This is a genomic window from Pseudomonas sp. Root401, from assembly GCF_001425105.1.
GTDB lineage: Bacteria > Pseudomonadota > Gammaproteobacteria > Pseudomonadales > Pseudomonadaceae > Aquipseudomonas > Aquipseudomonas brassicacearum.
In genome coordinates, this window is sequence record NZ_LMDO01000002.1 from 73,020 (window position 1) to 92,205 (window position 19,186).

General features: G+C 61.7%; 19 protein-coding genes and 2 pseudogenes. 6 read left to right on the forward strand and 15 right to left on the reverse strand.

Annotated features, from left to right (window positions below):
- Nucleotides 1–183: 183 nt before the first annotated feature.
- The 12 genes and pseudogenes from ASC85_RS03450 to ASC85_RS03495 all read right to left on the reverse strand — a co-directional run bounded on the left by ASC85_RS03450 (nt 184) and on the right by ASC85_RS03495 (nt 8,850).
- Complete coding sequence (locus tag ASC85_RS03450; RefSeq protein WP_057448283.1) at nt 184–1,317, reverse strand: AGE family epimerase/isomerase; 1,134 nt, start codon at nt 1,315–1,317, stop codon at nt 184–186.
- 225 nt (nt 1,318–1,542) lie between these two features.
- Nucleotides 1,543–2,115 carry a HupE/UreJ family protein gene (locus tag ASC85_RS03455; protein ID WP_057448284.1) on the reverse strand — a complete coding sequence of 191 codons (573 nt, stop codon included), beginning with the start codon at nt 2,113–2,115 and terminating at the stop codon, nt 1,543–1,545.
- Nucleotides 2,116–2,146: 31 nt separating this feature from the next.
- Nucleotides 2,147–2,761, reverse strand: a complete 615-nt coding sequence (gene ureG / locus ASC85_RS03460; RefSeq protein ID WP_003197309.1) for an urease accessory protein UreG — start codon at nt 2,759–2,761, stop codon at nt 2,147–2,149.
- 9 nt (nt 2,762–2,770) lie between these two features.
- On the reverse strand, nt 2,771–3,445 hold the full coding sequence (locus ASC85_RS03465) for an urease accessory protein UreF (protein ID WP_057448285.1): 675 nt from the start codon (nt 3,443–3,445) through the stop codon (nt 2,771–2,773).
- Nucleotides 3,442–3,942, reverse strand: a complete 501-nt coding sequence (gene ureE, locus ASC85_RS03470; RefSeq protein ID WP_057448286.1) for an urease accessory protein UreE — start codon at nt 3,940–3,942, stop codon at nt 3,442–3,444. The genes ASC85_RS03465 and ureE overlap by 4 nt, the downstream gene beginning before the upstream one ends.
- 356 nt (nt 3,943–4,298) lie before the next feature.
- Nucleotides 4,299–4,495: DUF6124 family protein (locus ASC85_RS32045; protein WP_236712319.1), on the reverse strand; the 197-nt coding region annotated here is incomplete at its 5' end.
- 1 nt (nt 4,496) lies between these two features.
- Nucleotides 4,497–4,817: pseudogene (locus tag ASC85_RS30790) on the reverse strand (DUF6124 family protein); the annotation flags it as partial.
- A gap of 627 nt (nt 4,818–5,444) precedes the next feature.
- The coding region (locus tag ASC85_RS32905) for a DUF6124 family protein (protein ID WP_236712320.1) at nt 5,445–5,664 on the reverse strand (220 nt) is incomplete at its 5' end.
- Nucleotide 5,665: 1 nt separating this feature from the next.
- Nucleotides 5,666–5,928 (reverse strand): annotated as a pseudogene (locus ASC85_RS32910) (DUF6124 family protein); the annotation flags it as partial.
- Between the two features lie 622 nt (nt 5,929–6,550).
- The gene (locus ASC85_RS03485) at nt 6,551–7,054 is read right to left on the reverse strand and encodes a DUF6124 family protein (protein ID WP_057448288.1); all 504 of its coding nucleotides are present in this window, start codon (nt 7,052–7,054) and stop codon (nt 6,551–6,553) included.
- 472 nt (nt 7,055–7,526) lie between these two features.
- Nucleotides 7,527–8,159: a TetR family transcriptional regulator gene (locus ASC85_RS03490; protein WP_057448289.1), complete on the reverse strand. Its 633-nt coding sequence runs from the start codon at nt 8,157–8,159 to the stop codon at nt 7,527–7,529.
- 157 nt (nt 8,160–8,316) lie between these two features.
- Entirely contained in the window at nt 8,317–8,850 is a 534-nt protein-coding gene (locus tag ASC85_RS03495; RefSeq protein WP_057448290.1) for a hypothetical protein, read from the reverse strand.
- A gap of 377 nt (nt 8,851–9,227) precedes the next feature.
- Between ASC85_RS03495 and ASC85_RS03500 the strand changes: the two genes are divergently transcribed.
- Nucleotides 9,228–11,303: an AsmA family protein gene (locus ASC85_RS03500; RefSeq protein ID WP_057448291.1), complete on the forward strand. Its 2,076-nt coding sequence runs from the start codon at nt 9,228–9,230 to the stop codon at nt 11,301–11,303.
- A 119-nt stretch (nt 11,304–11,422) separates the two neighbouring features.
- Here the strand turns inward: ASC85_RS03500 and ASC85_RS03505 are convergent, their stop codons facing one another.
- Both ASC85_RS03505 and ASC85_RS03510 read right to left on the reverse strand, forming a co-directional pair.
- Nucleotides 11,423–11,953, reverse strand: a complete 531-nt coding sequence (locus ASC85_RS03505) for a ferritin-like domain-containing protein (protein ID WP_003197320.1) — start codon at nt 11,951–11,953, stop codon at nt 11,423–11,425.
- Between the two features lie 57 nt (nt 11,954–12,010).
- On the reverse strand, nt 12,011–12,952 hold the full coding sequence (locus ASC85_RS03510) for a LysR substrate-binding domain-containing protein (protein ID WP_057448292.1): 942 nt from the start codon (nt 12,950–12,952) through the stop codon (nt 12,011–12,013).
- A gap of 136 nt (nt 12,953–13,088) precedes the next feature.
- Here ASC85_RS03510 and ASC85_RS03515 point away from each other — a divergent pair, with 136 nt between their 5' ends.
- The 4 genes from ASC85_RS03515 to ASC85_RS03530 all read left to right on the forward strand — a co-directional run bounded on the left by ASC85_RS03515 (nt 13,089) and on the right by ASC85_RS03530 (nt 16,441).
- Nucleotides 13,089–13,727, forward strand: a complete 639-nt coding sequence (locus ASC85_RS03515) for an FMN-dependent NADH-azoreductase (RefSeq protein ID WP_057448293.1) — start codon at nt 13,089–13,091, stop codon at nt 13,725–13,727.
- A 118-nt stretch (nt 13,728–13,845) separates the two neighbouring features.
- Complete coding sequence (locus ASC85_RS03520) at nt 13,846–14,736, forward strand: esterase/lipase family protein (RefSeq protein WP_057448294.1); 891 nt, start codon at nt 13,846–13,848, stop codon at nt 14,734–14,736.
- A 199-nt stretch (nt 14,737–14,935) separates the two neighbouring features.
- The gene (locus ASC85_RS03525) at nt 14,936–15,208 is read left to right on the forward strand and encodes a PsiF family protein (RefSeq protein ID WP_046064363.1); all 273 of its coding nucleotides are present in this window, start codon (nt 14,936–14,938) and stop codon (nt 15,206–15,208) included.
- 219 nt (nt 15,209–15,427) lie between these two features.
- Nucleotides 15,428–16,441, forward strand: coding sequence for an AI-2E family transporter (locus ASC85_RS03530; RefSeq protein WP_057448295.1), 1,014 nt, complete (start codon nt 15,428–15,430; stop codon nt 16,439–16,441).
- 146 nt (nt 16,442–16,587) lie between these two features.
- Here the strand turns inward: ASC85_RS03530 and ASC85_RS03535 are convergent, their stop codons facing one another.
- Nucleotides 16,588–17,853: an Hsp70 family protein gene (locus ASC85_RS03535; RefSeq protein WP_057448296.1), complete on the reverse strand. Its 1,266-nt coding sequence runs from the start codon at nt 17,851–17,853 to the stop codon at nt 16,588–16,590.
- A gap of 295 nt (nt 17,854–18,148) precedes the next feature.
- Between ASC85_RS03535 and ASC85_RS03540 the strand changes: the two genes are divergently transcribed.
- Entirely contained in the window at nt 18,149–19,087 is a 939-nt protein-coding gene (locus ASC85_RS03540; RefSeq protein WP_057448297.1) for a DnaJ C-terminal domain-containing protein, read from the forward strand.
- Nucleotides 19,088–19,186 lie beyond the last annotated feature (99 nt).

The window sequence follows — 19,186 nt, forward strand, 5'->3', positions numbered from 1 at the left end:
AGTTTGACTCAGCTCTGGAGAGCAGGACTTCCACAAGTTTGACTCAGCTCTGGAGAGCAGGACTTCCACARGTTTGACTCAGCTCTGGAGAGCAGGACTTCCACARGTTTGATTCATGTCTAGGGAGCAGGGCTGCTCAAATCCCTGTGGGAGCAAGGCTTGCCCGCGATAGCGGTTTGCCAATCAGCCTAGATAATCGGCCAGCCCGCGATAGCAGGTCAGCAGGTGATACGGCGTGGTGGAGGGCATGTCCCGGCGGCTGACGATGCCGTCGGCGTCCAGGCATTCGTTCCAGCCCTTGGCATGCAGGAAATGCTGCTGCAGCGCCTGCAATTGACGCAGCAGCACCCCCTGGTTGCCCGGGCGCAAGGTGAGTGCCCGCAAGTATTCCGCCTGGGCCCAGATGCGTTGGGTGGCATCGCGGGGGCCTGCCTGGGATCCCAAGGCCAGCATTGCACACACAGCGCCGGAGTCCGGGGCGACGCCGCGTTGTTCGGTATGGCCGAAGCTGCGCTCCAGGGCCGTGTGCAACTTGCCGTTGCGCAACAGCGGCGATGAAGCCAGCAAGTAATACCATTCGAACTGGTGTCCCGGTTCGAACCAGTTATCCACAGCCTTGAGCGGCTTCTCCATCATCACGCGTTGCTGCGGCTCGATGAACTGCTTGGACATCCCGTCGCAAAGGCTCAGCAACGCCTGGCGGACGTTGACGTCCTCGCGGACCGACAGCGTGGCGAGGAACGCTTCGGCCAGGTGCATCAAGGGGTTTTGCAACGGGCCGGATCCGGTCGTCGACCAATCGCGCTTGAGGCTGGCCTCGTAGAGACCGTCTGCGCTGGCAAAACGCTTGGCAATGACCTCCAGGCTCGCGTTGAGCACCGATTCCACCAGCGGTTCGCGGACCTTGCCCCAGTAATGGGCGCAGGCGAACAGAATAAAGGCGTGGGTGTAGAGATCTTTGCCGGTGTCCAGCGGCGCGCCTTGCGGGTCGATGCTGTAGAACCAACCGCCGTGTTCGGCATCGTGGAAATGACGCTGCAGCGAGCGGAACAGTGCACTGGCTCGCTCCTCGGCCTGGGGCACTTCGCCGATCAGGCTGGCGAACACATACAACTGCCGCGCACAGGCCATGGCGCGGTAGCGCTGGGGTGGCAGCGGCACATGCTCGGCATCCAGGGATTCATAGGGCAACGCCAGTTCGGCATTCCAGCCCGGGCCTTGCCACATCGGCACGATCACGTCGTGAAAATGCTGACGCACCGTTGCGAACAGGGCGGTCAATTCAGGCTGGGGAGCGGGGCGGGAAGCATCAGGCATTGGCGGACGTCGTCACGGCTGGGGGCGATTGCGCGACATGGTAGCAGAGTGACCGACTCCAGAGAGATGGCACCTGCAAGTCCGTCATCGCGAGCAAGCTCCCACAGGGGGCGGTGTACACCGATCAAAGTGTGGAAGCAGACTGGCCCCCACAAGGACTTGTGTACCCGATCAAACTGTGGGAGCGAGCTTGCTCGCGATAGCGGCCTGGCAGGCGCTAAAGAATCAACCGGCCAGCAACCAGACCCCAGCCCCCGCCGAAGCTGCCCCGGCCAATCGAACCAATGGCGCCGCCGCTCGCGGCAACACCCGCACCAGGGCAAACCCGGCGCCATGCAACGCCGCCGTGGCCGCGACGAACCCTGCCGCATAGGTCCACGGGCTCGACATGTCCGGCAGTTCCAAGCCATGGGCTACGCCATGGAACAGCGCGAACAGTGCGGTTGCACCGACCGCCAAGCTCAACGGCGGACGCACCGCCAGTGCCACCGCCAGGCCCAGGGCGAGTACCGAGGCGGCGATCCCGCTTTCCAGTGCCGGCAGGTCCATGCCTTCAAAGCCCAGCAGGCCGCCGAGCAGCATCGTGCCGACGAAGGTGCAGGGCAGCGCCCAACGCGCGGCTCCTTGTTGCTGTGCAGCCCACAAACCGACCGCCAACATCGCCAGCAAGTGGTCGAGCCCGCCGATGGGGTGGCCGAGGCCGGCGATCAGGCCATTGTCGCCATGGCCGGGATGGGCGAAGGCCAGGGCTGGGGTCAGCAGCAGGGCGAGGGCGCCGAGAATGCGTTTGAAGGTCATGGATAAGCTTCCTTGTGGTCAGTCGGAAAGATCAGGCGGCGGTCAGCAAACCCTGGCGCTCGATGAAGGCGATGATGTCGTCCAGGCCCTGGCCGGTCTTCTGGTTGCTGAACACGAAGGGCTTGCCGTTGCGCATCCGCCGGGTGTCGCTGTCCATCATTTCCAGGGATGCACCCACCAGCGGTGCCAGGTCGATTTTATTGATCACCAGCAAGTCGGATTTGCAGATGCCAGGCCCGCCCTTGCGCGGCAGCTTGTCACCGGCCGAGACGTCGATCACATAGATGGTCAGGTCCGACAGCTCCGGGCTGAAGGTCGCCGACAGGTTGTCGCCGCCCGACTCCACCAGAATCAGGTCCAGGCCTGGGAAGCGCCGGTTCAACTGGTCCACCGCCTCAAGGTTGATCGATGCGTCTTCGCGAATCGCCGTGTGCGGGCAGCCGCCGGTTTCCACGCCGATGATCCGCTCCGGCGCCAGGGCCTCGTTGCGCACCAGGAAGTCGGCGTCTTCGCGGGTATAGATGTCGTTGGTGACCACTGCCAGGTTGTAGCGTTCACGTAGAGCCAGGCACAGGGCCAGGGTCAGGGCGGTCTTGCCGGAACCTACCGGGCCGCCGATACCGACGCGCAGAGGTTGTGTATTCATGAGTGTCTCCTAGGAACGGAACAGACGGCTGTACTGGCGCTCATGGGCCATGCACGCCAGGGACAGGCCAAATGCGGCGCTGCCGTAATGATCGGGGTCGATGTTCGAGGCGTCGTGCTGGGCCTGTTGCAGCAGCGGCAGCAGCTCACTGGTCAGGCGTTGGGCGGCTTGCTGGCCCAGGGGCAGGGTTTTCATCAGCACCGCCAGTTGGTTTTCCAGCCAGCTCCACAGCCAGGCGGCGAGGGCGTCCTGGGGAGCGATGTGCCAGGCGCGCGCCGCCAGGGCCCAGCACAAGGCCAGGTGTGGCTCGCTGCGCTGTTGGAGAAAGTCCCGGGCGGCACCGTCGAGCTCCGGAAGGCCGGCGAGCAGTTGCTGCAACGAGTAGCCCATCTGCCGGCTCTCTTGATACAGCTCACGGGTTTCCCGGCTGGCGCGGTGTTCTTCGCAATGCAGCAGCAGGGCGTCCCAATCGTCAGCGGCGGCTGCGCTGCAGTGCGCCAGCAACAAGGGCGCTTCGAAACGCGCCAGGTTCAGCAGCAGTTGATCGCTGATCCAGCGACGGGCGTCGTCGGGGTTCTTCACCTGGCCATTGTCCACCGCCATCTCCAGCCCCTGGGAATAGCTGTAGCCGCCAATCGGCAATTGCGGGCTGGCCAGACGCAGCAGCGCCCAGGCCGGGTTCATGTGCGCACGCCAAACTGATGCAGGCGCGGCGCGTAGTTGAAATCTTCGTCGCCGTGCCGGGAGTGATGGTGACCGCCGCCATAGGCGCCGTGTTCCGGCTGGAACGGGGCTTCGATGGCTTCGGCGCGGGCGCCCAGTTGTTCGAGCATCGCCTTGAGCACGTAATCGTCCAGCAGGCGCAACCAGCCATCGCCCACTTGCAAGGCGACATGGCGATTGCCCAGGTGATAGGCGGCGCGGGTCAGCTCGAAGGCGTTGGCGCAGGTGACATGCAGCAGTTGTTCGGCGCGGGCGCAAACGCGCACGATGCGTCCATCTTCAGCTTGCAGGCATTCGCCGTCGTACAGCGGCGGTTGGCCTCGTTCCAGGAACAACCCCACGTCTTCACCCTCGGCACTGAAACAGCGCAGACGGCTTTTGCTGCGGGCGTCAAAGGTCAGGTGCAGCTCGGCGTCCCAGCGCGGTTGAGTGTCGATTCTGCGATGAATCACCAGCATCGGAGTGCTTCCAGCAATGAACAGTGCTGTGTTTAGAGCAAGGGGCTTGCCAACCGAATGATATGTAGGAAATAGCTGGGATCGCGTTTCAGGATGGGGCGGATTGCGTGCCATGTTGGTGCGAAGTGGAATGTCGCGCACCATTTTGCGACGGGCGCAAAAAGAACCTGTGGGAGCGAGCTTGCTCGCGATGGCGGTTTTTCAGCGGCATTGATGGTGGCTGACCCACCGCTATCGCGAGCAGGCTCGCTCCCACAGTGGAATGGTGTTGAGCTTGATATTCGGTTCGACACAAAACTCTGTGGGAGCGAGCCTGCTCGCGATGGCGCCGGTTCAGCCTGCATCAATGCAAAGCTCTACACCCTGGCGCCAGGCGCCGTCATCTCCTTGGTTTCCAGATGATCCAATGCCCGCTCGACCAACAACTGCACTCCATCGGCCATCCGGCTGATTGCCAGGGCGACGCAGCGGCGTGAATCGTCCACGTCGTCAGCCAGGTCGGCGGCGATGGTGCTGATGGAGAGCAGGTCTTCGGAGGCGTTGGCGAGCAGGGNCAACAACTGCACTCCATCGGCCATCCGGCTGATCGCCAGGGCGACGCAGCGGCGTGAATCGTCCACGTCGTCAGCCAGGTCGGCGGCGATGGTGCTGATGGAGAGCAGGTCTTCGGAGGCGTTGGCGAGCAGGGTTTCGGTGTCGATGTGTGGGGAAACGATGAAGAGTTGGTTTTTGTCAGGTTCGGGCGGTGAGGCGGGCTTGGGCTTGAGGTAGTAGTCGAGGCCGCGGGTGGCGGCGTCTTCGAGCTTTTTTTCTTCCTGCGCTTCGACGCGGGATTTGTGGCCGCTGTGCGGGGGATTCGGAGTTGCTTTGAACATAGTGAAAATTCCTGGAAGTGGAGCCGGCACCCTCCGATTGCACGTCGAAAAATGGGTGGCAGCTGTACGTAGGTGTGCAAGACCGGTCCAGGAACCCGGCAGACCCGAAGGTCTCCCTCGCGCAGCCGCCATAACAGTCGGCGAGCATAGAAAAATGCTCGGCGAATAGCCATAACGAATGCGTTCCTAGATCGGACTTGCACGTCCGTGTCACCGTTTTTGCGATGACGAACAGAGGTTAGCGGCGCTCGAAAGCGCTGCCTAGTTCATGAACAGCCCGGCGTGTTGAAGGAAATGTCCGAGGGTTTGGCGGAGAAAAGCACCAAAAGATCGCAGCCGTCGGCAGCTCCTACAGAAATTGCCTAGCGGCTGCCGAAAGCTGCGATTTTTTGATTTGAATGTTCGATGGAGAGATGCACCTTTTCTTACATCACAGAGCATCTGTCGCGTGGCTTTTCGGGAGGCGGTGTGTCAGGTGGGCAATCAGGGGGCTGAGACTCCGCTATCGCGAGCAGGCTCGCTCCCACAGTGGAATGGTGTTGAGCTTGATATTCGGTTCTACACAAAACCCTGTGGGAGCGAGCCTGCTCGCGATGGCGTCGGCTCAGCTTGCATCAAAACAAAGCGCTATCCCTTGGCGCCAGGCGCCGCCATCTCCTTGGTTTCCAGATGATCCAATGCCCGCTCGACCAACAACTGCACTCCATCGGCCATCCGGCTGATCGCCAGTGCGACGCAGCGGCGTGAATCGTCCACGTCGTCAGCCAGGTCGGCGGCGATGGTGCTGATGGAGAGCAGGTCTTCGGAGGCGTTGGCGAGCAGGGTTTCGGTGTCGATGTGTGGGGACNTCGTCCACGTCGTCAGCCAGGTCGGCGGCGATGGTGCTGATGGAGAGCAGGTCTTCGGAGGCGTTGGCGAGCAGGGTTTCGGTGTCGATGTGTGGGGACACGATGAAGAGTTGGTTTTTGTCAGGTTCGGGCGGTGAGGGGGGCTTGGGCTTGAGGTAGTAGTCGAGGGCGCGGGTGGCGGCGTCTTCGAGCTTTTTTTCTTCCTGCGCTTCGACGCGGGACTTGTGGCCGCTTTTTGGCGGATTTGGAGTGACCTTGAACATATCTATGTACCAGAGTTGGGGTCGACATCCTTTCGCTTGCATTCGAAGAGGTGGCAACTGTGCGTAGGTGTGCAAGACCGGCTGGTACCCCCGGCAGACCCGAAGGTCTCCCACGCACAATCGCCATAACGGACGCGAGCATAAAAAAATGCTCGGTCAATAGCCATGACCAATTGCGTACCAATCCGGACTTGCACGTCCGTGTCACCGTTTTTTGCGATGACGAACAAAGGTTAGCGGCGCTCGAAATTGCTGCCTAGTTCATGAACAGCCCGGCGTGTTGAAGGACATGTCCGAGGGTTTTGCGGGGAAAAGCTCCGAAAGATCACAGCGGTCGGCAGCTCCTACAGAAATTGCCTAGCGGCTGCCGAAAGCTGCGATTTTTTGATTTGAATGTTCGATGGAGAGATGCACCTTTTCTTACATCCCAGAGCATCTGTCGCGTGGCTTTTCGGGAGGCGGTGTGTCAGGTGAGCAATCAGGGGGCTGAGACTCCGCTATCGCGAGCAGGCTCGCTCCCACAGTGGAATGGTGTTGAGCTTGAGATTTGGTTCGACACAAAACCCTGTGGGAGCGAGCCTGCTCGCGATGGCGTCGGTTCAGACTGCATCAATGCAAGGCGCTATCCCTTGGCGCCAGGCGCCGCCATCTCCTTGGTTTCCAGATGATCCAATGCCCGCTCGACCAACAATTGCACTCCATCGGCCATCCGGCTGATTGCCAGGGCGACGCAGCGGCGTGAATCGTCCACGTCGTCAGCCAGGTCGGCGGCGATGGTGCTGATGGAGAGCAGGTCTTCGGAGGCGTTGGCGAGCAGGGGTTCGGTGTCGATGTGTGGGGACACGGCGACGCAGCGGCGTGAATCGTCCACGTCGTCAGCCAGGTCGGCGGCGATGGTGCTGATGGAGAGCAGGTCTTCGGAGGCGTTGGCGAGCAGGGTTTCGGTGTCGATGTGGGGGGAAACGATGAAGAGTTGGTTTTTATCGGGTTCGGGCGGAGAAGAAGGTTGAGGTTTGAGGTAGTAATCGAGGGCGCGGGTGGCGGCGTCATCGAGCTTTTTTTCTTCCTGCGCTTGGACGCGGGATTTGTGGCCGCTTTGCGGCGGATTTGGTGAGGGCTTGAACATAGTTGTACTCCGAAGTTTTTAGGAGCCAACACCGCCTCGCTTGCACAGTCGAGAGAGGTGGCAGCTATGCATAGGTGTGCAAGACCGGTCGGAGTACCCGGCAGACCCGAAGGTCTCCCATACACAGCTGCCATAACGGTCCGCGAGCATAAAAAAATGCTCGATGAATAGCCATCGACAATTGTGTCCTCCGCCGGACTTGCACGTCCGTATCACCGTTTTTGCGATGACGAACCAAGGTTAGCGGCGCAAAACCAGGGTGCCTAGTTCATGAACAGCCCGGCGTGTTGAAGGAAATGTCCGAGGGTTTGGCGGGGAAAAGCACCGAAAGATCACAGCGGTCGGCAGCTCCTGCAGAGATGGCCCTATCTCCCAGGCGGTTCTTCGGGAGGCGGTGTGTCAGGTGAGCAATCAGGGGGGCTGAGACTCCGCTATCGCGAGCAAGCTCGCTCCCACAGTGGGTACATCGGGGTTATTCGGTACTGCCCAACCCTTGCCAATGCTTGAGGCCAATGAAGATGAACCGCAGTTGCTGGGTAATCTTCGCTTGGGGCGTGAGGTGTTCGGGGAGGGCTTGGGCGGGTGGGTCGATGATGTCCGGCAGGGTGGCGAATACGCTCTTGACGATGAGGTCGGCCATCACGCCCAGGGCGGCCAGGTCCAGGTGCTGCAACTTGGGCATCAAGGCCAGGTCGGCGGCCAGGTCCGAGCTGATGTCCTCGCGCAGTTGGGCGATGGCCTGGCGCACCGGCAGGGAGCCGCCGTATTGCTCGCGGGCCAGGAACAGGAACTGCGATCGGTTGGCCTGCACCACATCGAGAAAGATCCGCACCGACGCATCGATAATGCCGCCCATGACGAATTCGTTGTGGCGTACCAGGCGGATGGTTTCGCGGAAGGTCTGGCCGACTTCGCTGACCAGTGCCAGGCCCAGTTGGTCCATGTCGTCGAAGTGGCGGTAGAACCCGGTGGGCACGATGCCGGCTGTCCGGGCGACTTCCCGCAGGCTCAGGCTGCCGAATCCCCGGCCGCACTCCATCAAATGGCGGGCTGCGTCCATCAGGGCATTTCGGGTCTGTTGTTTCTGTTCGGCGCGGGGCAGCATCGCAAGGCTGGCTTCTGATTCACGGGAGCGACGCACTCTAGCAAATCGGCTTTGCCGACGTCGAACGGTAGAGAGGGATCAGGCGGGGAAAACGAAGGGCTTGAAAAGTCAAAAGCCCGATTGCAGGAATCGGGCTTTTTTCAGGGCCACCATGGGCTCAGCTCACTGCGTCGTTGCGTTCAATCACGCGATCACCACCGCCTTCGGCCACGGTTTCGCCCAGTTTGGTGCGGGAAGAACCGTCTTCGGCCAGGGTCTGGCCAGGGGTGCGGTCGGAACCGTCTGCGGCCAGGGTCTGGCCAGGAGTGCGGTCGGAACCGTCTGCGGCGAGGGTCTGGCCAGGGGTGCGGTCGGAACCGTCTGCGGCGAGGGTCTGGCCAGGGGTGCGGTCAGAACCGTCGGCGGCGAGGGTCTGGCCGGGGGTGCGGTCGGAACCGTCTGCGGCAATGGTCTGGCCAGGAGTGCGGTCAGAACCGTCTTCGGCCAGGGCATCACTCTGTTTGGTACGGTCATAACCGTCCTCAACCAGGCCTTTTTCTTCCAGTTTGTCACGGCCACCTTCGGCAACAGTCTGGCTGTAGACAGAATGGCTGTCCTTGACCTGTGGCGTGGCTTGTTCGGAAGCTGGCAATGCAAAGGCGGTCGAGGCCAGCAGTGAAAGGGACAGGCTCATCAGTAATTGGCGTTTCATGATCGTTGCTCCTTGGGAGGGCGATAAAGTGGGTACGAGGGCAATGCTACTCTCGATAAGTCGATATAAAAGTTCATAAACGCAATGGTAATAATCAACGGAATTGATTGTTCGGGGCGAAGGCTCTAGAACGGGCGTTTCCGAGGTGTGGTTTTGCACCGAGGTGGGTATTTTGTACCCATCGCTGCCTCGTAAATGTGCGGGTGCGGTAACAGTTTGTTGGCTGATCGGTCAGGAATATTGCATTTTTTTGTGCCGTTCATCGGCACCAGCGGACCGCTTTACCAGTCCAACCCTTCATAACGAACCGACTGCAGGGTCGTGTTTCCAGCGGCGTCGCGGTTGCGGACGCTGACTCGTCATCAGGAGCCTTGTGCATGACGCGCACCTCGAAAATCCTCGCCTGGAGCTTTGCCAGCCTTGTTGTCCTGCTGGCCGTGCTGGTCCTGGTCATCGCCTTCTTCGACTGGAACCGCATCAAACCCACGCTCAATGCCAAGGTTTCCGAGGAGTTGCATCGCCCCTTTGCCATCAACGGCAACCTGGCGGTGGCCTGGCAGCGTGAGCCGGAGGAAGGGGGCTGGCGAGCCTGGTTGCCGTGGCCCCATGTGGTGGCCGAGGACTTGAGCCTGGGCAATCCGGATTGGTCGAAAACCCCGCAAATGGTCACGCTAAAACGTGTTGAATTACGCGTGTCGCCCTTGGCCTTGCTGGCCCGGCGGGTGGCGATTCCGCGTATCGACCTGACGGAGCCCAACGCCAACCTGCAACGCCTGGCTGATGGGCGCGCCAACTGGACCTTCCAATTCGATCCGAAAGACCCGGACGCCGAGCCGTCCAGCTGGGTTGTGGACATCGGCGCCATCGGCTTCGACAAGGGCCGCGTCACCCTTGACGACCAGACGCTCAAGACCCGGCTCGACCTGTTGATCGACCCATTGGGCAAACCCATCCCGTTCAGCGATATCGTCGGTGACAAGGCCGCCAAAAAAGCCCAGGACCAGGGCGCGACACCGCAGGACTACGCGTTCGCCTTCAAGGTCGACGGGCAGTATCACGGGCAGAACCTGGCTGGCTCCGGCAAGGTCGGTGGTTTGCTGGCCTTGCAGGATGCGTCACGACCCTTTCCGCTCCAGGCCCAGGCGAAGATCGCCGATACCCGCGTCGAACTGGCCGGCACCCTCACTGACCCGATGAACCTCGGTGCCCTGGACTTGCGCCTGAAACTGGCCGGCAACAGCCTTGCCCATCTCTACCCACTGACCGGCGTGACCCTGCCGGATTCGCCGCCTTATGCCACCGATGGCCGCTTGATTGCCAAGCTGCATGAGCCGGGTGGGGCGCTGTTTCGCTATGAGGCGTTCAACGGCAAGATCGGCGACAGCGATATCCATGGCGACCTGGCCTATGTCGCCAGCCAGCCCCGGCCAAAACTCAGTGGCGCGCTGGTCTCCAATCAACTGCTGTTCAGTGACCTGGCGCCGCTGATCGGTGCCGACTCCAATACCGAACAAAAAGCCCGGGGCGGCGCCAGCAAACAGCCGACCGGCAAGGTCTTGCCCGTGGAAGAGTTTCGCACCGAGCGTTGGAGTGTGATGGACGCCGATGTGGAGTTCACCGGCAAGCGCATCGTCCATAGCGAGCAGTTGCCGTTCACCGACCTTTACACCCACCTGGTGCTCAACGATGGGCAGTTGAGCCTCGAGCCCCTGCGCTTCGGCGTGGCCGGTGGCCGCCTCGATGCGCAGATCCGCCTCAACGGCCATACCCAGCCCCTTGAGGGCCAAGCCAAACTGACGGCGCGAGGTTTCAAGCTCAAGCAGCTGTTCCCCGGTTTTGAGCCGATGAAAACCAGCTTCGGCGAATTGAACGGCGATGCCGATATCACCGGGCGCGGCAATTCGGTGGCGGCGTTGCTGGGCACTTCCAATGGCACGTTGAAAATGCTCATCAACGATGGCGCCATCAGTCGTGAGCTGATGGAGCTGGCGGGGCTGAACGTCGGCAACTACGTGGTGGGAAAAATCTTTGGCGACAAGGAAGTGAAGATCAACTGCGCGGCGGCGGACTTCGACATCAAGACGGGCCTGGCGACCACGCGCCTGTTCGTGTTCGACACCGAGAACGCGATCATCTACATCGACGGCACGGCGAACATGGCAAATGAACAACTGGACCTGACCATCACCCCCGAGTCCAAGGGCTGGCGCCTGATTTCCCTGCGCTCGCCGTTGTACGTCCGCGGCCCGTTCGCCAAGCCCGCCGCCGGGGTCAAGGCAGTGCCGCTGATGCTGCGCGGCGCCGGTATGGTGGCATTGGGTGTGATCGCTGCACCTGCCGCCGGCCTGCTCGCGCTGGTAGCGCCCAGCGGCGGTGAGCCGAACCAGTGCGCGCCGCTGCTGGAACAGATGAAGGCGGGCAAGGCGCCGGTGACGGTCAAGCCGACCCGATAAGCCAGGCTTGCGGTGAGGCGACTGGCCTCATCGCGAGCAAGCTCGCTCCCACATTCGACCGAGTTTTTTCAGGAAGAATGCGGTCCCCTGTGGGAGCGAGCCTGCTCGCGATAGCGGTATCAGAGGTCGGCCAGGATATCGGCCATGTCATCGGCATGCTCTTCTTCCTGGGCCAGGATGTCTTCGAAGATGCGCCGGGTGGTCGGGTCTTTTTCGCCGATGTACTGGATGATTTCCCGATAGCTGTCGATGGCGATCCGTTCGGCCACCAAGTCCTCGTACACCATTTCCTTGAGGGTGTTGCCCGCCACGTACTGGGCGTGGGAATTGCGGGTCAACAGGTCGGGGTTGAACTCCGGCTCGCCGCCCAGCTGCACGATGCGTTCGGCGAGTTTGTCGGCGTGTTCGGCTTCCTGGTTCGCGTGCTCGAGGAATTCACTGGCCGCCACGCTGGCCTTGAGGCCGGTGGCCATGAAGTAGTGGCGCTTGTAGCGCAGCACGCAGACCAGTTCGGTGGCCAGCGCTTCGTTGAGCAGGCGGACAACTTCCTGCCGATCGGCGCCGTAGCCTTCGGTCACTGCGCCGTTCTGCACGTTCTGCCGTGCACGTTCGCGCAGGGTGGTTACATCGGATAAGTGCATGTCGCTCATCTCGTTCTCCTGGAGGCTGATCCGGTGGGAGCGTCACGCTCTGATGGCGCGATCACTCTAAGTCTGAGTGACACGGTCCTGGAAAAGTTTTACCGAGTTTTTCAGCGCATAGCCGGACAGCCGTGCTTCCTCCCCTAGCCACTGGAAGAACGCCCGCACCGGCGGATGGCGTTCGCGGCCCGGGACGCACAGGGCGCTGTAGCCGGCGCCATTGACCTGGACGTCCGGGCGATAGCCCACCAGCAAGCCGCTGGCGATGCTTTCAGAGGCCAGGATATTGCTCGCCAGCACCAGGCCCTGCCCGGCAATCGCCGCTTGCAAGGCGTAATGCTCCTCGTCGTACTCGCGCATGCACGGCTGCCGGGTGAGCCAGTTCTCCCCGGCCTGGGCGCACCAGGCATCCCAGCCGTGGGCGTACAGCTTGGAGTTGTGCCAATGCACGCTGATCAGCGTCGGCACCTGCCGGGCCGCCAGGGCCACCTGTTCAGGCGAGCCATAGACCCCGAAGCTTTCATCGAACAGGCACATGCCGTAGAGGTTCGGGTAGGCGTCCAGGCTGTAGCGCACCACCAGGTCGACGCTGGCGTCCTGATGCAGGTCGATCACCTCGCAGTGGGTGTCCAGGCGCACGTTGATGTTCGGGTGACGCGCATAAAAACGCCCCAGGCGAGGCACCAGCCACAGGGCGGCAAACGCTGCGGTGGTGGACAGTGTCAGGTGGCTGGTGCTGCGTTGCGGACGCAGGGTGTCGACGCTTTGCGCCACCTCCAGCAATGCCCCGTGCAGGCTGTGGAACAAGCGTTGCCCGCCGTCGGTGAGGCGTACCTGGCGTGGCAGGCGTTCGAACAGCGCCAGCCCCAGCCAGGTCTCCAGGGATCGAATCTGATGGGAGACTGCCGTAGGCGTCACCGACAGCTCCGCCGCAGCCGCCTTGAAACTGAGCAGCCGCGCGGCTGCCTCGAAGGCGCGCAGGGCGTTGAGCGGCAGGTTGGCGAACATGCTGATTCTCCTGAAATGCGATGGATGAAATTAACTCATCCAGATGAACTAACGCTCATTTGTCCGCCAGCGGCAACGAGCTTCAAGCTGTAAGGCACAAGCAGTGTTGATTGTAGCCGCATAAAAGGAGATTCAGATGAGTAAGATTCTTGTGGTGCATGGCAGTCCCCGTGGCGAGCGCTCTCATTCCCGGCGCTTGGCCGAGGCCTTCGTTTCGGCGTGGCAGGCTGACCATCCGCAATCCCAATTGACCCGCCGCGAAGTCGGGCGGGCGGTGATTGCGCCGGTCAACGAAGCGTTCATCGCCGCGGCGTTCTACCCCGAGCCCCAGGCTCGGCCGTTGATCATGCAAGCGGACCTGGCCCTGAGCGATGCCTTGGTCGAGGAGTTGCAAGCCCATGACCGACTGGTGATCTCCGCGCCCATGCATAACTTCAGCGTGCCCAGCGGTGTGAAGGCCTGGATCGACCAGATCGTGCGCATCGGGCTGACGTTCAACCACAGCCTGGATAACGGCGTGTCGCACTACGAGCCGCTGGTGCTGGGCAAGAAGGCGCTGATCGTGACCAGTCGCGGCGATTTCGGTTTCGGCCCCGGCGGCCAGTTGGAAAGCATGAACCACGCCGACACACTGTTACGCACTGTCCTGGGGTTTATCGGCATTACCGATGTGACGGTGGTGGCGGCCGAAGGCGAAGAATCGGCCGAGCGCAGCTTTGCGTTGTCCTGCGCCGAGGCCGAGGAGCGTTTGCTGGCCTTGGCGCGGTCCTTCTGAGAGGGGCTGCTGCGCAGCCTAACGGGAGTAAGCGCCCTCGCCACGGATTCATCTGGGTGTCATAGACTGGTCATCATCGGTACCGATGCTGACCCCTCTTGATCACAAGGATGTCGCCATGTCGCAGCGCTGCGCCACTCGTTATCCGCTGGTACTGGTCCCGGGCATGCTCGGGTTCATACGCCTGGTGTTGTATCCGTACTGGTATGGGATCGTCTCGGCGTTGCGTCGCGGTGGGGCCGTGGTCGTGGCGGTGAAGGTTTCGCCGCTGCATTCTTCCGAGGTGCGCGGCGAGCAATTGCTGGCGCGGATCGAGGAGGTCCTGCGGCAAACCGGTGCGCAGAAAGTCAACCTGATCGGCCACAGCCAGGGCAGCCTCACCGCCCGCTATGCGGCCGCCAAACGCCCGGACCTGGTGGCGTCGGTCACGTCGGTGGCCGGCACCAACCACGGCTCCGAACTGGCGGATTATCTGCAAGTCCATTACCCCGCCGACAGTGCCAAGGGGCGCGTGCTTAGTGCCGTGCTGCGCTTGATCAACGCCCTGATGAGCCTGCTGGAAAGCGGTTATCGCGGGCCGAAGCTGCCGGTGGACATCCACGCGTCCCACGCCTCGCTGACCACCGCCGGGGTGGGGCTGTTCAACCAACGTTATCCACAGGGCCTGCCGCAAACCTGGGGTGGGAATGGACCGGAAGAGGTTAATGGCGTGCGTTATTACTCGTGGTCCGGCACTTTGCAGCCGGGCAAGACCGACAAGGGGCGCAACCTGTTCGACGGCACCAACCGCAGCTGCCGTTTATTTGCCCGCACGTTTGTAAGGGAAGCGGGGCAGTGCGACGGCATGGTCGGACGCTACAGTTCGCACCTGGGCACGGTGATCCGCGATGACTATCCGCTGGACCACTTCGATATCGTCAACCAATCGCTGGGGCTGGTGGGCAAGGGGGCCGAGCCGGTCCGGTTGTTTGTCGAGCATGCCGAGCGGTTGAGGGCGGCCGGGGTGTAGCCCGTTGGACCGCGTTATCGTTCATCGCGAGCAAGCTCGCTCCCACAATGGACCTAACAACACCAATCTACTGTGGGAGCGAGCCTGCTCGCGATGGCGGTAGCTCAGGCACAGAGGGCCAACCTGGTGAAGGTGTAACAGGCTTTGTCTACACTGCACCTCATCGCCACACCCTCGTGTGGCAGCCAGGAGAAACACCATGAAGATGCTGCGTGTGCCTTTGTTGATGATCGGTTTATTGCTGTGTTCCCAGAGCTTCGCCGAGACGGCGCAGCAGAACAAGATGACCACCTGCAACGCTGACGCCACCGCCAAGGCGCTCAAGGGCGATGAGCGCAAGGCGTTCATGAGCAATTGCCTCAAGGCTACCCCGCAGGAGCGCATGAAGAGCTGCAACGCCACCGCCACGGAACAGGCGCTGAAGGGCGATGCCCGCAAGGCGTTCATGAGTGAGTGCCTGAAGAAGAAATAAGCGTTGAACCCATGGGCCCTATCGCGAGCAGGCTCGCTCCCACAATGGACCGAGCACGACAAATCCACTGTGGGAGTGAGCCTGCTCGCGATGGGGCCGGCACAGCCACTGCAAAAAAACCCTGAACTGCGACCAAGGTCGGCCGATACAATCCCTAGTGCTGCTAGTGGAAGGCTGGCAGACTGCCGATCCTTTCACGCCGTTTTGTCCTGAGGCTGTATGCCAACGTTTTCTCAGCGTCATGTATTGTTGGTGATCAGTTGGGTGATCATTTTTGGTGGGCTGTTGCTGGTGCTGCCGCTGCGCCTGTTGCCGAGCCTGCTGGCCGGGCTGCTGGTGTTCGAACTGGTCAACATGCTCACCCCGCAGTTGCAGCGACTGATCGAAGGCCGCCGCGCTCGTTGGCTGGCGGTGGCGTTGCTGGGCACGCTGGTGGTCAGTGTGTTGACGTTGATCTTCGCCGGCGCCTTCAGTTTCCTGCTGCATGAAGCGGAAAACCCGGGCGCGTCCCTGGACAAGTTCATGACCGTGGTCGACCGTGCCCGTGGGCAATTGCCGCCGTTCATCGATGCTTACCTGCCGGCCAGCGCCGCCGAGTTCCGGGTGGCGATTGGTGACTGGGTGAGCAAGCACGTGAGCGACCTGCAACTGGTGGGCAAGGACGCGGCCCACATGTTCGTGACGTTGCTGATCGGCATGGTGCTGGGGGCCATCGTTGCCCTGCAGCGCATCCCCGACCTGACCAAGCGCAAGCCTCTGGCCGCGGCGCTGTTCGATCGCCTGAACCTGCTGGTCAAGGCGTTTCGCAACATCGTCTTCGCCCAGATCAAGATTTCCCTGCTCAACACTTTCTTCACCGGGATTTTCCTGGCGGTGGTGCTGCCGCTGTTCGGCATCAAGCTACCGCTGACCAAGACCCTGATCGTGATGACCTTCCTGCTGGGGCTGCTGCCGGTCATCGGCAACCTGATGTCCAACACACTGATCACTATTGTCGGCCTGTCGCTGTCGATCTGGGTGGCGGTGGCTGCGCTGGGTTACCTGATCGTGATCCACAAGCTCGAATACTTCCTCAACGCCCGCATCGTCGGCGGGCAGATCAGCGCCAAGTCGTGGGAGTTGCTCATGGCGATGCTGGTGTTCGAAGCCGCATTCGGCCTGCCGGGGGTGGTGGCGGGGCCGATTTATTATGCGTATCTCAAGAGTGAGTTGAAGCAGGTGGGGATGGTGTAGGGGGAGCAGCTTCAAGCTTCAAGCTTCAAGCTTCAAGTAAAAGCTAATCCGTGTCGCTTGGCTAAGCTGCAAGCTTCAAGTGAAGCCAGCCACACCGCCTAACCGCTCTTACTTGAAGCTTGCAGCTCAAAGCTCAAAGCTGCCCCTCACCCATACCGCTTCATCGCCTCGATCGCCAACCCGCTGCCGATACTGCCGAAGATATTGCCTTCCACATGCCGCGCCTGGGGCAGCATCGCCGAGACGCTGTTGCGCAGCGCCGGGATGCCGCTGGAACCGCCGGTGAAGAACACCGTATCCACCTGATCGACCCGCACGTTGGCATCGCTGAGCAACTGCGTGACGCTGCCGCGTACCCGCTCCAGCAAGCCGTCGATGGCCGACTCGAACAGTGCCCGGCTCAGGTCCACGCTCAGGCCCGGCTCGATCCGGTCCAGGAGCAAATGGCGCTGGTCGGCGTGGGTCAGCTCGATCTTGGTTTCTTCCACTTCCATCGCCAGCCAGTGCCCGGCGCGCTGTTCGATCAGTTTGAACAGCCGGTCGATGCCGCCAGTGTCTTCGATGTCGTAGCGCATGCTGCCCAGAGCGAGGGTGGATTTTTGCGAGTACACCGCGTTGATGGTGTGCCAGGTCGCCAGGTTCATGTGGTGACTGGTAGGCATGTAGGCGCCGCTCTTCATGCGGCTGCCGTAGCCGAACAGCGGCATCAGGCCGGCCAGCGAGAGTTGCTTGTCGAAATCGGTCCCGCCGATGTGCACACCGCCGGTGGCGAGGATGTCGTCGTGGCGATTGTCGCGGGTGCGGCGCTCGGGGGACAGGCGCACCAGGGAGAAGTCCGAGGTACCGCCGCCGATGTCGACGATCAGCACCAGCTCTTCTTTCTCGATGGTCGATTCATAGTCGAATGCCGCCGCGATGGGCTCGTACTGGAAGGAAACTTCCTTGAAACCGATGGCGCGGGCGACGTCCACCAAGGTGTTTTCCGCTTCCTGGTCGGCCATTTCATCGTCGTCGACGAAAAACACCGGGCGCCCCAGCACCACTTCTTCGAATTCCCGACCGGCGGTGGCTTCGGCGCGTTTCTTCAGTTGGCCGATGAACAGCCCCAGCAGATCCTTGAAGGGCATCGCAGTGCCCAACACGCTGGTGTCGTGCTTGATCAGCTTGGAGCCCAGCAGGCTCTTGAGCGAGCGCATCAGCCGGCCTTCGTAGCCTTCCAGGTATTCGTGCAGGGCCAGGCGGCCATACACCGGGCGACGTTCCTCGAGATTGAAAAAGACCACCGAAGGCAGGGTGATCTTGTCGTCCTCCAGCGCGATCAACGTTTCCATGCCGGGGCGCAGCCAGCCGACAGTGGAGTTGGACGTGCCAAAGTCGATGCCGCAGGCACGGGCCGGGGATGCGTTTTTCATGTCTTTCGGGTTCCAGTTGAAAAAACGGCCGCGCAGTGTATGTCAGTGTGGCGCGGATTCGAAGGCCGGTTATCTGCTAATTCGCAATCGTTGGCCTTGAAAGACGGCATCACACCCCCAAACTTGCTGGCATGAGCCTGGCAGCACAGGGCGGTACAAGAACCGCCACCGGCTGCCGATAAACTTCTGACGCGCCGTCCGGTCACAAACCTTGAGATTGGTCAAACTCCGGGGCTTGTACCACGAGCATGCTGTGCATGGCGGTGCTATATCGATAACGGATGGTGATCCTTCAATGGACTTCAAAGACTATTACAAGATCCTGGGTGTCGAGCCGACGGCCGACGACGCCACGATCAAGGCCGCCTATCGCAAACTGGCGCGCAAGTACCACCCGGATGTGAGCAAGGAAAAGGACGCCGAGACCAAATTCAAGGACGTCTCCGAAGCCTATGAAGCGCTGAAAAGCGCCGACAAACGCGCCGAATACGACGAACTGCGCCGCTACGGCCAGCACGGCCAGCCGTTCCAGGGCCCGCCGGGTTGGCAGAGCCGTGGTGGTTTTGGCGGCCAGGACACCGGGGACTTCTCGGACTTCTTCAGTTCGATCTTCGGCAATCGCGGGCCGGGCTTCGGTGGTGGGCAGTCAGGTCGCAGCGCCGGCCGTCGAGGGCAAGACGTGGAAATGGAATTACCGATCTTCCTGGAAGAGACCTTGTCGAGCGAGTCGAAAAAGGTCAGTTTCCAGGTGCCGCAGTACAACGCGGCCGGCCAGCACGTGAGCAACACCAGCAAAAGCCTGAATGTGAAGATTCCGCTGGGGGTGACCGACGGCGAACGCATCCGCCTCAAGGGGCAGGGTGCGCCAGGTATCGGTGGCGGCGCCAATGGCGATTTGTACCTGACCATTCGTTTCGCGCCGCACCCCAAGTTCGACGTCGAAGGCCAGGACCTGATCATCACCTTGCCCCTGGCGCCGTGGGAACTGGCGCTGGGCACCGAAGTGGCGGTGCCGACCCTCACCGGCAAGATCAACCTCAAGGTCCCGGCCGGCAGCCAGAACGGCCAGCGCATGCGCGCCAAGGGCCACGGCCTGCGCAACAAGGCCGGCGAGCGCGGCTATCTGTTCGTGCAGCTCAAGGCCGTGATGCCCAAGGCTGGCGACGAGGCGGTCAAGGCGTTGTGGGCGGAACTGGCGAAGAAAGCCGCGTTCGATCCGCGGGAGAACTTCTGAATACGGCCGGTCTTTGAACATCGTCCGTAGGAGCAGGTAGGAGCAGGTAGGAGCATGTAGGAGCTGACGAGTGAAACGAGGCTGCGATCTTTTGATCTT

Bases quoted from the DNA above. Each gene is read 5' to 3' on its own strand.
- ASC85_RS03450 (WP_057448283.1), bottom strand. From the start codon at position 1,317: ATGCCTGATGCTTCCCGCCCCGCTCCCCAGCCTGAATTGACCGCCCTG.
- ASC85_RS03455 (WP_057448284.1), bottom strand. From the start codon at position 2,115: ATGACCTTCAAACGCATTCTCGGCGCCCTCGCCCTGCTGCTGACCCCA.
- ureG (WP_003197309.1), bottom strand. From the start codon at position 2,761: ATGAATACACAACCTCTGCGCGTCGGTATCGGCGGCCCGGTAGGTTCC.
- ASC85_RS03465 (WP_057448285.1), bottom strand. From the start codon at position 3,445: ATGAACCCGGCCTGGGCGCTGCTGCGTCTGGCCAGCCCGCAATTGCCG.
- ureE (WP_057448286.1), bottom strand. From the start codon at position 3,942: ATGCTGGTGATTCATCGCAGAATCGACACTCAACCGCGCTGGGACGCC.
- ASC85_RS03485 (WP_057448288.1), bottom strand. From the start codon at position 7,054: ATGTTCAAGCCCTCACCAAATCCGCCGCAAAGCGGCCACAAATCCCGC.
- ASC85_RS03490 (WP_057448289.1), bottom strand. From the start codon at position 8,159: ATGCTGCCCCGCGCCGAACAGAAACAACAGACCCGAAATGCCCTGATG.
- ASC85_RS03495 (WP_057448290.1), bottom strand. From the start codon at position 8,850: ATGAAACGCCAATTACTGATGAGCCTGTCCCTTTCACTGCTGGCCTCG.
- ASC85_RS03500 (WP_057448291.1), top strand. From the start codon at position 9,228: ATGACGCGCACCTCGAAAATCCTCGCCTGGAGCTTTGCCAGCCTTGTT.
- ASC85_RS03505 (WP_003197320.1), bottom strand. From the start codon at position 11,953: ATGAGCGACATGCACTTATCCGATGTAACCACCCTGCGCGAACGTGCA.
- ASC85_RS03510 (WP_057448292.1), bottom strand. From the start codon at position 12,952: ATGTTCGCCAACCTGCCGCTCAACGCCCTGCGCGCCTTCGAGGCAGCC.
- ASC85_RS03515 (WP_057448293.1), top strand. From the start codon at position 13,089: ATGAGTAAGATTCTTGTGGTGCATGGCAGTCCCCGTGGCGAGCGCTCT.
- ASC85_RS03520 (WP_057448294.1), top strand. From the start codon at position 13,846: ATGTCGCAGCGCTGCGCCACTCGTTATCCGCTGGTACTGGTCCCGGGC.
- ASC85_RS03525 (WP_046064363.1), top strand. From the start codon at position 14,936: ATGAAGATGCTGCGTGTGCCTTTGTTGATGATCGGTTTATTGCTGTGT.
- ASC85_RS03530 (WP_057448295.1), top strand. From the start codon at position 15,428: ATGCCAACGTTTTCTCAGCGTCATGTATTGTTGGTGATCAGTTGGGTG.
- ASC85_RS03535 (WP_057448296.1), bottom strand. From the start codon at position 17,853: ATGAAAAACGCATCCCCGGCCCGTGCCTGCGGCATCGACTTTGGCACG.
- ASC85_RS03540 (WP_057448297.1), top strand. From the start codon at position 18,149: ATGGACTTCAAAGACTATTACAAGATCCTGGGTGTCGAGCCGACGGCC.